The 12,593-nt window shown below is 70.8% G+C and carries 10 protein-coding genes and 1 pseudogene; 5 read left to right on the top strand and 6 right to left on the bottom strand.

The genetic code is table 11. The annotated features are described in order from the left end of the window. The first annotated feature begins 83 nt into the window (after positions 1–83). The gene (locus AC6JA9_RS39215) at positions 84–986 is read left to right on the top strand and encodes a LysR family transcriptional regulator (protein WP_223749571.1); all 903 of its coding nucleotides are present in this window, start codon (positions 84–86) and stop codon (positions 984–986) included. Between the two features lie 332 nt (positions 987–1,318). Here AC6JA9_RS39215 and AC6JA9_RS39210 read toward each other — a convergent pair whose 3' ends face one another. From AC6JA9_RS39210 to AC6JA9_RS39195, 4 genes are all read right to left on the bottom strand, one after another. Beyond that, a complete protein-coding gene (locus tag AC6JA9_RS39210) occupies positions 1,319–1,786 on the bottom strand; it encodes a hypothetical protein (RefSeq protein ID WP_223782871.1) in 468 nt (155 codons plus the stop codon). Between the two features lie 119 nt (positions 1,787–1,905). After that, a complete protein-coding gene (locus tag AC6JA9_RS39205) occupies positions 1,906–3,495 on the bottom strand; it encodes a glucose-6-phosphate isomerase (protein ID WP_408888864.1) in 1,590 nt (529 codons plus the stop codon). Between the two features lie 87 nt (positions 3,496–3,582). Beyond that, complete coding sequence (locus tag AC6JA9_RS39200) at positions 3,583–4,488, bottom strand: sterol desaturase family protein (protein ID WP_141325707.1); 906 nt, start codon at positions 4,486–4,488, stop codon at positions 3,583–3,585. Positions 4,489–4,510: 22 nt separating this feature from the next. Continuing rightward, positions 4,511–5,185 carry a TetR/AcrR family transcriptional regulator gene (locus AC6JA9_RS39195; protein WP_408888865.1) on the bottom strand — a complete coding sequence of 225 codons (675 nt, stop codon included), beginning with the start codon at positions 5,183–5,185 and terminating at the stop codon, positions 4,511–4,513. 354 nt (positions 5,186–5,539) lie between these two features. Between AC6JA9_RS39195 and AC6JA9_RS39190 the strand changes: the two are divergent. Beyond that, a pseudogene (locus tag AC6JA9_RS39190) lies at positions 5,540–5,992 on the top strand (M23 family metallopeptidase); the annotation flags it as partial. Positions 5,993–6,175: 183 nt separating this feature from the next. Here the strand turns inward: AC6JA9_RS39190 and AC6JA9_RS39185 are convergent. Beyond that, a complete protein-coding gene (locus tag AC6JA9_RS39185; RefSeq protein ID WP_408888866.1) occupies positions 6,176–7,873 on the bottom strand; it encodes a GTPase in 1,698 nt (565 codons plus the stop codon). A gap of 258 nt (positions 7,874–8,131) precedes the next feature. Between AC6JA9_RS39185 and AC6JA9_RS39180 the strand changes: the two genes are divergently transcribed. Beyond that, on the top strand, positions 8,132–9,028 hold the full coding sequence (locus AC6JA9_RS39180; protein ID WP_483578927.1) for a dimethylarginine dimethylaminohydrolase family protein: 897 nt from the start codon (positions 8,132–8,134) through the stop codon (positions 9,026–9,028). Next, positions 9,021–9,818: a hypothetical protein gene (locus AC6JA9_RS39175; RefSeq protein ID WP_267699105.1), complete on the top strand. Its 798-nt coding sequence runs from the start codon at positions 9,021–9,023 to the stop codon at positions 9,816–9,818. The genes AC6JA9_RS39180 and AC6JA9_RS39175 overlap by 8 nt, the downstream gene beginning before the upstream one ends. A 15-nt stretch (positions 9,819–9,833) precedes the next feature. On the opposite strand, the gene AC6JA9_RS39170 is transcribed toward AC6JA9_RS39175, so the two are convergent. Beyond that, positions 9,834–10,487 (bottom strand): MBL fold metallo-hydrolase, encoded by a 654-nt coding sequence (locus tag AC6JA9_RS39170; protein ID WP_141325702.1) that lies wholly within the window; start codon positions 10,485–10,487, stop codon positions 9,834–9,836. A 142-nt stretch (positions 10,488–10,629) separates the two neighbouring features. Between AC6JA9_RS39170 and AC6JA9_RS39165 the strand changes: the two genes are divergently transcribed. Next, positions 10,630–12,540, top strand: coding sequence for a lipase maturation factor family protein (locus tag AC6JA9_RS39165; protein WP_497958666.1), 1,911 nt, complete (start codon positions 10,630–10,632; stop codon positions 12,538–12,540). Positions 12,541–12,593 lie beyond the last annotated feature (53 nt).

Below are 12,593 nucleotides of genomic sequence, written 5' to 3'. Positions count from 1 at the left end.
CCTGGGCGTCCGCTGATTCGTCCTGTCCGAGATAGCGCTGGAAGTGCTGCGGGAATGCAGGGCTTTGCTGCACCATTGCAGGCATGGATATGCGATGGGACGACCTGCGCTACCTGCTCTCCGTGGCGCGCCAGGGCTCGCTCGCCGGGGCGGCGCGGGAGCTGCGCGTCGATGCGACCACGGTGGGGCGCAGGTTGACGGCGCTGGAGAAGGCGCTCGGGACGCGGCTGGTGCTGCGGGGCTCGCGCACGCTGGGGCTGACCGAGGACGCCGAGGCGGTGGTGGCGCGTGCGAGGGAGATGGAGGACTCGCTGCGCTCGCTGCATGACGCCGTGTCGGCGGAGGCGAGGGTGGAGGGGACGGTGCGCATCGCGGCGACGGAGCACCTGGCGCAGGCGTTGTTCGCCGCGCACCTGGGCGTGCTGCATGCGCGTCATCCGGGGTTGAACGTGGAGCTGTTGGTGGGGACGGAGCTGGTGGACCTCCAGCGGGGGGACGCGGACATGGCGCTGCGGTTGGTGCCGCCGCGAGGGGACGCGCTGGTGGTGCGCAAGGTGGGCGAGATGGCGTTCTCGATGTACGCGTCTCGAGGCTACCTGCGGCGACACGGCGCGCCCCGGCCCGGGGACTTCAAGGGACACACGGTGCTCGTGTACCGGACGGGGCTGACGTCGGGCGAGGAGTCCGAGGAGCTCAAGCGGGTGACGGCGGGAGGGCGTCGGTTGCTGCAGAGCAACAGCACGTCGGCGCTGCGCGAGGCCGCGGCGGCGGGGCTGGGCGTGGCGTTGCTGCCGTGTCTCACGGGCGGGCGTGATGTGCGGCTGACGCGCGTGGGCGCGGAGGTGCTGGCCAAGCGGCCGTTGTGGCTGACGTTCCACAAGGATTTGCAGCGGAGCCTGCGCGTGCGGGCCACGGCGGACTGGGTGGCGGAGGTGTGCCGGCGCGAGAAGGCGGGCCTGTCCGGCACGGAGTCGCGCGGGCGCTGAGCGACGAGGTCAGGAGCGTGGCTTGTTCGGAGCATCATCGTGCGGACGCGCCGAGTCATGAGACGCGGAGCGCACGCTGCCAGGGCATGTAGCGGAGCTCCACTCGCGAGGGACAGTGATGTGCGGAGGCTCAGTGCGCGAGCGAGCGGCCCCGTCCCGAGGGCGCGGTATCGAGTCCTCGTTCGCGCCACTTGTGGGCACGGCGAATGGCAGGGTGCCCCCATGCATCCGCTGGGAGCAGGTGACACCCTCTGCTCGCGGTCGAGCGCTGACTCACCGGACCTCTTCGTCGAGGAGGCTCGACGACTGTGGGGGTCGGCTGACGAGCCTGCCTAGACCGCGAGGAGCCGTGAGACCTTCAGCAGCATGGCGGGGATGAGGTCAGTCCACATGCATGCCGCGAGATAGCTCCCCGCGGCGCCCAGGTAGCAGAGGCTCTGCGAGGTCGCGTTGTCCTTGTCGCGCTGAACGGCGCTGAGCCCGGCCGGGAGCGCTGCGCCGAAGCCGACGACGTACCACAACAGCCACCACGCCTCGGGGCGAGACTCCAGCGATGCCTTGACGGCTCCCGCGAGAATCAACCCTTGGACCGAGCAGAGGATGAACAACACGCTGGTGATGACGACATTCTCCGTCCGCCTCGCGGCCTCGGAGGTGGCGGCGTCACCGTCATGCCCGCGCGCGGCCTTCCGCGAACGAGCCGAGGCCGCCAGCGCGAAGGCGACGAAGCACAGCCCCACCGCATAGGAGTAGAGGACGTCGAACAGGTACGCCTTGAGGGTGAACCAGAGAAACGACATGGGTCTCCGCCAAGGGTTTCGTGAGGAGACGCCGGAGTCTCTGGGAGCATCCATCGAGGAACACCGCACCGTGGGAGGGCCCGGTGCTCGAGGTCACCGGGCCTGCCCCACCGTGAGGCTCACTTCACGTGGAAGCGGGCCTCCGAGGGGCTCGCGCCGCCCGAGCGCTGCACGCCGCGCCCGGGGTTCGCGGCCAGGTGCTGGAGCACCTTGAACACCGTCTCCACCTCATCCGGCTGGCCGATGTCCGCCGCGAGCTGCTCCGCCGAGCGCGCCTCCGCCTTGGCCTCCTTCAGCCGCGCCGTGAGCTTCTTCTGGATGTCCAGCACGCTGGTCGCGGCCTTCTTGCCCGCCTCGACGCCCGGCTGGTGGTACGCGTTGATGTGCACCAGGCTCGCGTACAGGCCCACCGCGCGCTCGTAGAGCGCGATGAGCGCCCCCACCGTGCGCGCGCTCACGTCCGGCACCGTCAGGGTGATGGACTCGCGGCCCTTCTCGTACAGCGCGCGGCGCGTGCCCAGGAAGAAGCCCAGCAGGTAGTCGCCGCTGGTGATGCCGCCCTCCACCTCCATCGACTCACCGTCCCGGTCCTTGAGGACCTCGATGAACGTGGCGAAGAAGTTCGGCACCCCCTCGCGCAGCTGCTGCACGTACGCATGCTGGTCCGTGGAGCCCTTGTTCCCGTAGACGGCGATGCCCTGGTTCACCACCTTGCCGTCCAGGTCCTTCTCCTTGCCCAGCGACTCCATCACCAGCTGCTGGAGGTAGCGCGACATCAGGAGCAGGCGGTCCTTGTACGGCAGGATGACCATGTCCTTCACGCCGCGCCCGTCGCCCGCGTGGAACCACATCAGCGCGAGCAGCGCCGCCGGGTTCTTCAGCGCGTCGCGCTGCCGCGTCGCCACGTCCATCTCCCGCGCGCCCGCGAGCATCCCGTCGATGTCCAACCCCTGCAGCCGCGCCGGCAACAGGCCCACCGCCGACATCACCGACGTGCGCCCGCCAACCCAGTCCCACATCGGGAACATGCGCAACCAGCCCTGCTTCCTCGCGTGCTGGTCCAGCTCACTGCCCGCGCCCGTGACGGCCACCGCGTGCTTGCTGAAGTCGAGCCCCTGCGCCTGATAGCCACGCTCGGCCTCCAGCATGCCGTTGCGCGTCTCCTTGGTGCCGCCCGACTTGCTGATGACCACCGTCAGCGTCTCGGCGAGCTTGCTGCCCAGCTGCCCCAGCACCCGGTCCATCCCGTCCGGGTCCGTGTTGTCGAAGAACGACACCTGCATCTGGTCGTCCCGCGACGTCAGCGCGTCCGCCACCAGCTGCGGCCCGAGCGCCGAGCCGCCGATGCCCACCAGCAGCAGGTGCGTGAAGCGCGCCGCCTTCTGCGGCTTGAGCTTCCCCTCGTGCACGTCCCGCGAGAAGGCGTGCACCGCGGCCACCGTGTCGGTGATGTCCTTCGACAGCGCGGGCTCCGGGGCCAGCTCCGGCGCGCGCAGCCAGTAGTGCCCCACGCGGCGGTTCTCGTCCGGGTTCGCGATGGCGCCCTTCTCCAGCGCCTCCATCTGGCTGAAGGCCTCCTCCAGCCGAGACCGCATCCGCTCCAGGAAGTCCGCCGCGAACCCCATGCGCGAGACGTCGAGGGAGAACCCCAGCGACGGGACGACGCTCAGATAACGCTGGTACCGCTCCCACAGCTCACGCTCGGTCATGGCTCCTCCTGGGGGCTCGCGCGAAGAAAAAGTGCCAGGTGGCTTAGCGCCTCCGAGCGGCCGTGGGAAGCCGAATGGGCCCCGGCCTCAGGCCGAGGGGCTCACTGTCTCCGGTTCCGAACTCGGCGGACCTTGTCGCGGCGTGGAGGAGTCCGCTGGCTTCCATGCGGGGTTGCGGAAGATGTAGCTCAGCCGCTGCCGCAGCGAGCCTCGCTTCGCCGCGTCCTTCGCGATGGAGGCGAACTCGTGGAACGCGATGCGCACCGGGTTGAACGTCTTCAGGTTCTTGGTGAGGCCGTAGACGGGCTTCTCACCCTCCGGCTCGAAGGTGCCGAACAGCCGGTCCCAGATGATGAGGATGCCCGCGTAGTTCTTGTCGAGGTAGCGCGGGTTGGCCGCGTGGTGCACGCGGTGGTGCGACGGCGTGTTGAGCACCCACTCGAGCGGCCGCGGCAGCCGGCCGATGGCTTCCGTGTGAATCCAGTACTGGTACAAGAGGCTCACTGACTGCTGGACGACAATCATCACTGGCGAGAAGCCCAGCAGCGCCAAGGGCGCCCAGAACACCCAGCTCGTCGGAGGCGTCCACGTCTGCCGCAGCGCCGTCGTCAGGTTGTAGTGCTGGCTGGAGTGGTGCACCACGTGTGATGCCCAGAAGAAGCGGCTCTCGTGGTGGACGCGGTGGAACCAGTAGTAGCAGAGGTCGTCCGCGAAGAAGAGGAGCACCCACGCGAGCACGCCCGTGCCCATGCGCAGCGGCGTCAGCTGGTACAGCGCCAGGTAGCCCGCGAAGGCCACGCCCTTCCACACCACGTTGATGAACACGTTGCCCAGCCCCATGGAGAGGCTTGCGAGCGAGTCCTTCCACGTGTGCCCCACCATGGCGGCGTTCTCCTCGCGCAGCTTCTTCACCCAGAAGAACTCGGCCACCACCGTCAGGATGAACACGGGAATGGCGGGTGCGATGAGGTCGGGGATGTGCGTGGCGTCCATGGGACACCTCCTTCAATGAAGCTCAGGACCTGGGGCGTGGGCGCGCTCGTTGCGGTGTCGGAGGAGAGAAGGCGCTGCGCATGAAGCGGGTGAGGGCATCCAGCATGCCGCGGTGGGCCGGGTCGTTCGGACGGGCACTGCCGCCCACGGCCGCGCCCTGCACGGCGTCCAGCGCCAGCTCCACCACCGCGTGGAACTCCGGAGACGAGGACGCCACGTCGGGGAACAGCTCGCGCGCCACCCGGTGCATGTTCTCGCGGTGGGGACCGTCCACGGCGGCGAGCGCCACGCGCAGCTCCGCGTCCGTGCGCGCCGCCACGTACAGCTCGATGGCCGCCTGCAGCTCCGGTCGCTGGTACGCCGCCCACAACATGTCCACCGCCGAGGCGATGCGGTCCTTGCCCGAGGGCCGCGCGCCCACGCCGGCGAGGTAGTCCTGGATGAGTCGGGGGAAGAGGTGCTCCACCGCCGCGGCGAGCAGCTCCTCCTTCGTGTCGAAGTGCGTGAAGAGGGCGCCCTGGGAGACGCCCGCTCGCTTCGCCACCTCCACCGTCGTCAGCCGGGCGTGACCCAGCTCCACCAACGTCTCGATGGTCGCGTCCAGCAGCTTGCGCCGCGTCGTCTCGCGCCGCTCCTGCTGCGTGCGCCGCACGGGGCGCGCCGCCTTGCGATCCGGGGTGGGGGGCTTGGGGGCCATCGTCACGCCAAGCATAACGCCGGACTTAATGAGTGACCAGTCACTAAGTTCATGAGCCCTGGGCGGGCGCGTGCGAGAGGGTGATCCACGCGGCCACTCCCGCCGAGACGGTGAGACATGCGCCGACCTTCGTCGCAAGCGTGCCCTGCTCGGGGCTTTTCGCGGCGGGACCTCGGGCGGGCGAGCAGACAGGTGCACGTCCGCCATGGCGCGATTCGTCCTCGGAGGAAGTGGGTCATGGCCCAGCGGCCGGGCAGGCGAGCCCGAGAGGCCCTGGTGATAGTCCTCGCGGGTTCGAGATAATTCGTCTGGGAAATACCCCAGGCACTTGTCTCCGTTGTCCGCCGGCCCGATATGAACCTTTCCTCCGCTCTCCTTGTCGGCTCCCTCCTGGCGTCCGCGCCAGCGGCTTCCAACTCGATGGCCTCTCCGGCGGCAGACCTGCCGGAAGTGGGCGTCCCGTTTGCCTGTGGCCGCATCCACACGGTGAGCCAGGGACACGACACGGGCAGTCACCAGCACAACGACACGTTCGCCTGGGACTTCCGCATGCCGGACGGCACGCCCATCGTCGCGGCGCGTGACGGGGTCGTGCGGCTGGCCCGCGGTGACAGCACGAAGGGTGGCTGCGACGAGAAGTTCGCGCCCTACGCCAACTACGTCGTCATCTCGCACGGTGACGGGCTGGAGACGCAGTACCTCCACTTCAGCGCGGTGGTGGTGAAGCCCGGCGAGAGCGTGAAGGAGGGGCAGCTCATCGGCTTCTCCGGCTCCACCGGCTGGGCGTGCGGCGCGCACCTGCACTTCAAGGTGGCGCGCGAGGTGGGCAAGGGTTGGAACAACCCGTCCGTGCCCGCGCGCATCGCTGGCTACGGGGACCCGGTGCGCGACACGCGCGTGGCCGCGCCCATCTGCCGCGAGTCCGGTCGCGACACGCTCATGGCCACGACGGACGGCACGCACACGCCGGGCCAGCCCGTGGTGTCCATGTCACCGGAGCGCGAGGATTCGCCGCGCGGCCTCCCGCCCGGGGCGAAGGCCATCATCGACGGCCTCTCCCAGCCGCCGGCCCAGGGTGGCCAGGGTCTCGACGAAGCGCGCGCGCCCGCCCGAGCCCGCACGGCGAGCGGCCCCAGCGAGACTCGCTGAGGCCAGCAGCGCGCCCGCTCCGGCGAGCAGCGCGAAGAGGGCTCCCGCGTTGACGAAGTAGTCCAACGGCAACAGGGGGCCCTCCACGTAGGCCCGCACCACGCGGTAGCCCACGTGTCCGAGCAGCACCAGCAAGGGCAGGTTGATGAGTGGCAGCACCAGCCACCGCGCGGTGCGCCACCATCCCGCCACCGCCTCCCCCACGCCCGTGGTGACGGTGTAGCGCCACGCGGACGCCCGCGCCGCGCGCACCTCGTCGAGCAGCACGTCCAGCTCCGGCACGCCGAGCACCGAGGGCTCCAGGCCTCCGGCTCGCGCGATGCTGCGCGCCTCCGCCAGCGCGGTGCGCGCCGCGGACTCCACGCCGAAGTCGTCCTCGAAGGGCTCCACCACCGTGCTCTCCGCGGCGCGTGCGCGCGTGTGGCCTCGCACCGCGTCCACCACGGTGGAGGCCGCCGCCACCGCGAGCCCCGCGGGCAGGCTCGCGCGTCCGACCAGCGCCGCCGCGCCCAGTCCGCTCGCGCCCCACAGGGACAGTCGGAGGCCCCACGCCGCGGGCCCCCAGAAGCGTCCACCGGCCTGTCGTCGCACCTCCGCGGCCAGGTGGCCATGCGCGAGCTTGAGGCGTGAGTCGAAGTCCTCGCGCAGGCCCTCGGAGGCCTTCTCCATCCCGGAGCCCAGGGCCGTGCGCGTGCGTCCGAGCAGGGTTTCCGTCTCCTCGAGCGCGGCCTTCACGCGCGAGGACACCTCCTCCAGCGCGCCCATCGCGTTGCCGCGTCGCACGCGCGCGGCGATGGCCTGGGTGGCCAGTCCCCGGAGGTGGAAGAGGAGCGGGCCGAACTCGCCGGACACGTCGCGGCCGTCCTTCGCCGCCTGCGCGCTGATGGCGAACACGGGGACGTCCTGGGGCGAAAGGCCGTACTGCTCCGAGGCGACGCGGCGCACCTGGGCCTTGAGCGTCTCGCGCGACTCGGCGGACAGCTCGTCGGCGAAGTTGAGGATGAACACGAGCGCGCGGCGGCGGGCGAACTCGGTGAGGAACTGGACCTGGGTGGCCTCCGCCACGCTGCCCCGGTGCATCACCACCAGCGCCACGTCCGCGCGCTCCAGCGCCGCGCGTGCGACGTCGCGATGCGTGGTGGCCACGCTGTTGAGGTCGGGTGTGTCGATGAACACCTGTCCGCCCCAGAGCGCCTGGGGGCCGGGCAGGTAGCGCGTGACGCGGGCGCCGGACTGGGCCAGCGAGTCGGCCGCGGCGCCCTCGGGGGCGAACACGGTGGCGACGGTGCTGGTGGGGCGGTCCACGCCCTCGCGTGAGAGGGGCTGCCCCGCGAGCGCGTTGAGGAGGGTGGACTTGCCGGCGCCGGTGGCGCCCACGAGCGCCACGGCGAGAGGAGCGTCCCGGCTCGCCACGCCGCGCGCGTAGTCGTCCACGAGTCGCTCCAAGCGCGCCGCATGCGGCTGGAGGGCTGGCAGTTCCAGGGCGGTCCGCAAGAGGGACCGCAGGGCTTCGGGCTCGGGCAGGCTCGTCTCGTCCACGGGGAGGGACAGCCTGTCCTGCCCGTGTCCCGGGGGCCAGCGCGAATGTCGTCGGACGTGCGCCAGCGTTCAGTGCGCGCCGGTGGCCTTGTGCACGGCGGTGCCAGAGCGGGGCGCTCTCTCGGAGGGAGGGTCCGCCCTGGCCGCTTCCCGAGACCAGCACGAATGTCGCCGGGCCTGCGCCTGCGTTCGGTGTGCGCCGGTGGCCTTGTGCGTGGCGGTGCAGGAGCCGGGCGCTCTCGGGTAGAACCAGGGGGCATGGAACTCTTCCTCATGTCGCCGCCGGGACGTGGCTGGGCACTGCGAGGACGCAACAACTTCCGCAGCCGCGAGGCGCCGCAGGTGGACGCGCGCAAGGCCCGCCGCGAGTGGCTGGCCCTGGCGCGAGCCATCGAGGCCCGCGGCGGCACGGTGGTGGCGCTGACCTCGCCGTTGGAGCTGCTCACGGGCATGCCCTACGCGGCGGAGTGTGGACAGGTGGTGGCGCGCGAGGGACGTGCACCCTGGTTCGTGTTGCCCCGGATGATGAGCGATCACCGGCGCGCGGAGCGTGAGCACTGGGCCTCGCTGGCCAGGCGCATGGGCTTCGAGGTGGTGGACCCGGGCGTGGGCATCTGGGAGGCGCACGGAGATGTGGCGCACTTCGACGGTGTCACGCTCCTGTTCTGGGGCGGACGCACGACGCTCGAAGGGCTGGAGGCCGCGGCGCGCTGGTTCCCAGGGGAGGTGGTGCGCGTGCAGGTCCGCGAGCCCGCGTTCCACGGCAACATGGCGTTGCTGCCGCTGCCCGCGGTGGACCGGATGCTGGTGTGCCCGGAGGTCATCGCGCCCGAGTCCTTCGCCCGATTGCGTGAGCGCTTCGGTGACGCGCGGCTGCTCGTGGTGACGGAGGACGAGATTCGTCGCTACGCCACGAATGGACTGCCGCTGGGGCGGGAGCTGCTCGCGCCCTCGGTGGTGCCCGGGTCGGTGCGTGCCCGACTGGAGGCGCTGGGGATGCGGGTGGTGTCGCTCGACATGGGGGAGCTCTGCGAGAAGGGCGGTGGCTCCTCGCGCTGTCTCGTGTCGCGAGCGGTGGTGGAGGATGGGGCGGTGAGCATTCCGGACGAGGCCCGCCTGGCGGCCGTGGCGAGGGACATCGAAGCCGATGCGTGACACCGAGGCCTTGACGCGACAGGCGGAGGCCTTCTTCTCCGCGCACCCGGGCGTATCGCTCCTGGCGCTGGGCGCGGGTGAGCACGCCGAGTCGATGGACCTGTCTCCGTTGGGATTGCCGGCGACGTACCTGCCAGCGGAGCGCAACCTGTCGCTGGCGGCGCAGTACCTCGCGCTGAATCAGTTCGCGTTTGGGGGCATCGGCGTGCCGCGCTGGGTGCTGTCGGACCTGTACCTGATGCCGGGAGCGATTGGACTGCTGCGCTGTCCGGCGAGGATGCTGAAGCCGGAGGCGCGCGCGCATCTGGGGCTGGAGGACGAGGACCCGGCCATCGGCGCGGCGTACTACGCGGCGCCCTCGGTGACGCCGGGGCTGTTCATCGGCGTGTCGCTGTTGAGCTTCCTGCCGGGGACGGGCGCGGGCGCGTGGGTGAAGACGCTGACGTTGAGCATGTTGCGCGCGAAGCGGCTGCGCGGCGTGGCCCAGTGGGACAACCCGAGCGTCCGCGTCCACTCACGACTGGGGCCGTTGCGGCTGGTGGGCCGGGTCCCCGGAGGACACGAGTACGGGGAGCGGACGTTCGTCTACGAGACGGACCTGTCCGACGGCGCGCGCGTGGCGGAGGCGATGGCGCGTCGGCTGTCGCTGCCGCACTCGCGTCGAATCGCCGTCACGGACCTGGCGGAGCTGAGTGAGCTGCTCGACCGCGCCGAGGCGGGCGAGCAGCTCTACCTGGTGCCTCCGGGGGTTCAAGACGGCCATGTCCTGGTGAGCGAGGACGTGACCTGAGTGACTCCGCCGTGCTCACGGTGAGGGCGCGGCGGGGGCGTCCATGTCCTCCTGGAGTGCTCGACGTAGCGCGCTCGCGCCGTCCTTCAGGATGGGCTCGCCGTGCGCGAAGCAGAGGACGTCCACGGTGAGGTGGTCGAGGATGCGCTGGACGCTCTGCCGTGTGCGCAGGGGTTCATCCTGGTACTCGCTGGGGACGAACTCGGGCGTGCCCTGGCTGTCGTGGGTCAGCAAATCCGAGATGAAGGCGACACCGCGAGGATGCTTCTGCATCCATAGCGTGAACATGGCCACGGCGGGTCCAGGCGTGTGGAAGGGGAGCAGTCCGCCCGGCAGCGTGTCTCCGGCCACGTAGATGAAGTCGGGCTTGTCCTCCAGCCCGTACGCGTTCTCCGGGGCCCACACCGGCGCGCCGAACGCCTTCCGGAATCGCCACGCGGAGCGCTGGTGGTTCCCCGCCGTCAGGATGATGGCGGTGACATCGCCGAGCTCGCGCAGCTTCGCCTCGTCGATGGGCAGCGGGTCGATGAGGATGACGGAGCCATCCACGTCCACCACGGCGTAGGCATCGCTGCGCGTGCCGCCGATGCGGTTGTCGGTCACGGTCCAGTGGTGGATGCCCGGCACCAGCTCGACCAGTCGCTTCGCCTTCCCCTTCGGCTCACTCATTCGGTGAAGCTAGGCACCCCCCGGCGATGTCCAGGGGGCACCAGGTCTTCCCGCTCGCCCGCCCGCCACCCCGGCCCTGGAGCGACCACCGTCGGAACCCGGGTGACGGGCCTCACTCCCTGGCCGCGCCCATGCTTCGTTCATGGTGGGTTCACACACGCTCGAGCAGGGTCCCTCGCTGCTCCTGTACGACGCGGACTGTGGCTTCTGCCGCCGTTGGGTGGCGCGGTGGAAGCAGCGCAGCGACGGGGGCGTCCGTTTCCTGCCGGGGCGGAGCTGGCTGCTCCTGCTGCTCGGCATTCCCCGGCGGAACATGCGCCGCGCCACCCAACTGGTGGAGCCCTCGGGACGGGTGACGCAGGGTGCGGAGGCGGTCTTCCGCGCGCTCGCCCGCTCGCCGCGCTGGCTGACACGCGGCATGGCGAAGCTGGGGTTGCTGCCCGGCGTGCTGGGCGTGTCCCAGGTCGTGTACGGCGTCATCGCGCGCAATCGCCGCGCGGCCTCGCGGGTGGACCGCTGGCTCTTCGGGCGCACGGTGGTTCCCCGGGACGGACGCCAGGTGCGCTGGCTCTTCCTGCGACTGACGGGAGGCGTGTTCCTCATCGCGTTCACCTCGCTGCGGCCGCAGGTGCTGGGGCTGTTCGGGGCTCGCGGCATCCGTCCCGTGAAGGACCTCGTCGAGTCGGACCTGCGCGAGCAACCGGCGCTCGAGCGCTGGAGACGGCTTCCCACCGTGTTCTGGTTCGACGCCTCCGACGCCGCGTTGCTGCGAGGCTGCCGGGTGGGGCAGCTGCTCTCGCTGGCCGTCATCTTCAATGTCGCGCCTCGGAGCGCGCTCGCGCTGCTGTGGGGCCTGTATCTCTCGTACGCGGCGGTGGGGCGTGAGTTCCTCTCGTTCCAGTGGGATGTCCTGCTGCTGGAGATGGGCCTGCTGTCCGCGCTCACCGCGCCCTCGGGGTTGAGGCCGGGGCTGGGGCGCGCCTCGCCCACGTCGCTGGAGGTGTTCCTCTTCCGGCTGCTCGTGTTCCGGCTCTACTTCGGCTCGGGGCTGAGCAAGTGGCAGTCCGGGGACAGGACCTGGCGTGAGCTGACGGCGTGTCGGCACTACTACGAGACCGCGCCCCTGCCCACGCGGGGTGGATGGTCCGCGCATCATCTGCCCGTGAGCCTGCAGCGTGCGTCGACGGGGGCGGTGCTCGCGCTGGAGGTGGCGCTGCCGCCGCTCGTGTTCGCGCCGCGTCGGCCGAGGCAGCTCGCGTTCGGCGCGTTCTCCGCGCTCCAGCTCGCCATCATGGCCACGGGCAACTACGGCTTCTTCAACGTGCAATCGCTGGTGCTCGGCCTGTGGCTCCTGGACGACGTGAGCCTGAGGCGGATGCTCCCCTTCCTGCGCGAGCCTCCGCCCCCGTCGAGGCGCGGCGCGGGCTGGGGCAAGGTCCTGAGCGCGGGGCTCTTCGGTCCGTTGCTGGTGCTCGGCGCGGCGGACATCCTCCTGCGGTTCGAGCGGAGCGCGCGTCTGCCAGAGCGGGTCCAGCGTTCGCTGTCATGGCTGCACGGGTGCGCGCGTCCGCTGCGCTCGGTGAATCGCTATGGGCTCTTCAGCGTGATGACGGTGGAGCGGCCTGAAATCCTCGTCGAGGGCTCTCGCGACGGCGAGCACTGGGAGCCCTATGGCTTCCGCTACAAAGTGGACGACGTCACCCGGCCGCCCGTGCAGGTGGCGCCGCATCAACCCCGGCTCGACTGGCAGATGTGGTTCGCCGCGCTGAGCGCGCCGCCCAGCTGGTTCATCATGTTCCTGGCGCGACTGCTGGAGGGCTCGCCCGAGGTGTTGTCCCTGCTCGCGCGCAACCCCTTCCCGGACGCGCCGCCCCGCCAGGTGCGCGCGGTGCTGTACGACTACCGCATGACGGACGTGGAGGAGCGTCAGCGCACGGGTGCGTGGTGGACGCGTGAGCGGCGGGGGCTGTACCTCCAACCGCTGGCCCTCGCGCCAGGAGGGCCCTCGCTGGGGCGTGTCCCTCGCCTGCGCTGGTTGGCGCCGGGCGAGTGAACGCCACTGGGTAACAGATGCCCCAGCGGCCGAGGATAGGAACTGGCGGGCTT

This window comes from Myxococcus sp. MH1 (assembly GCF_059738865.1).
Note: the sequence above shows the minus strand (reverse complement) of the source record. Positions and strands in the feature narration are given on the sequence as shown.

Excerpts from the sequence above, each read along its gene's own strand:
- AC6JA9_RS39215 (WP_223749571.1), top strand. The coding sequence starts at position 84 with ATGGATATGCGATGGGACGACCTGCGCTACCTGCTCTCCGTGGCGCGC.
- AC6JA9_RS39165 (WP_497958666.1), top strand. The coding sequence starts at position 10,630 with ATGGTGGGTTCACACACGCTCGAGCAGGGTCCCTCGCTGCTCCTGTAC.
- AC6JA9_RS39205 (WP_408888864.1), bottom strand. The coding sequence starts at position 3,495 with ATGACCGAGCGTGAGCTGTGGGAGCGGTACCAGCGTTATCTGAGCGTC.
- AC6JA9_RS39175 (WP_267699105.1), top strand. The coding sequence starts at position 9,021 with ATGCGTGACACCGAGGCCTTGACGCGACAGGCGGAGGCCTTCTTCTCC.
- AC6JA9_RS39200 (WP_141325707.1), bottom strand. The coding sequence starts at position 4,488 with ATGGACGCCACGCACATCCCCGACCTCATCGCACCCGCCATTCCCGTG.
- AC6JA9_RS39170 (WP_141325702.1), bottom strand. The coding sequence starts at position 10,487 with ATGAGTGAGCCGAAGGGGAAGGCGAAGCGACTGGTCGAGCTGGTGCCG.
- AC6JA9_RS39180 (WP_483578927.1), top strand. The coding sequence starts at position 8,132 with ATGGAACTCTTCCTCATGTCGCCGCCGGGACGTGGCTGGGCACTGCGA.
- AC6JA9_RS39195 (WP_408888865.1), bottom strand. The coding sequence starts at position 5,185 with ATGGCCCCCAAGCCCCCCACCCCGGATCGCAAGGCGGCGCGCCCCGTG.
- AC6JA9_RS39210 (WP_223782871.1), bottom strand. The coding sequence starts at position 1,786 with ATGTCGTTTCTCTGGTTCACCCTCAAGGCGTACCTGTTCGACGTCCTC.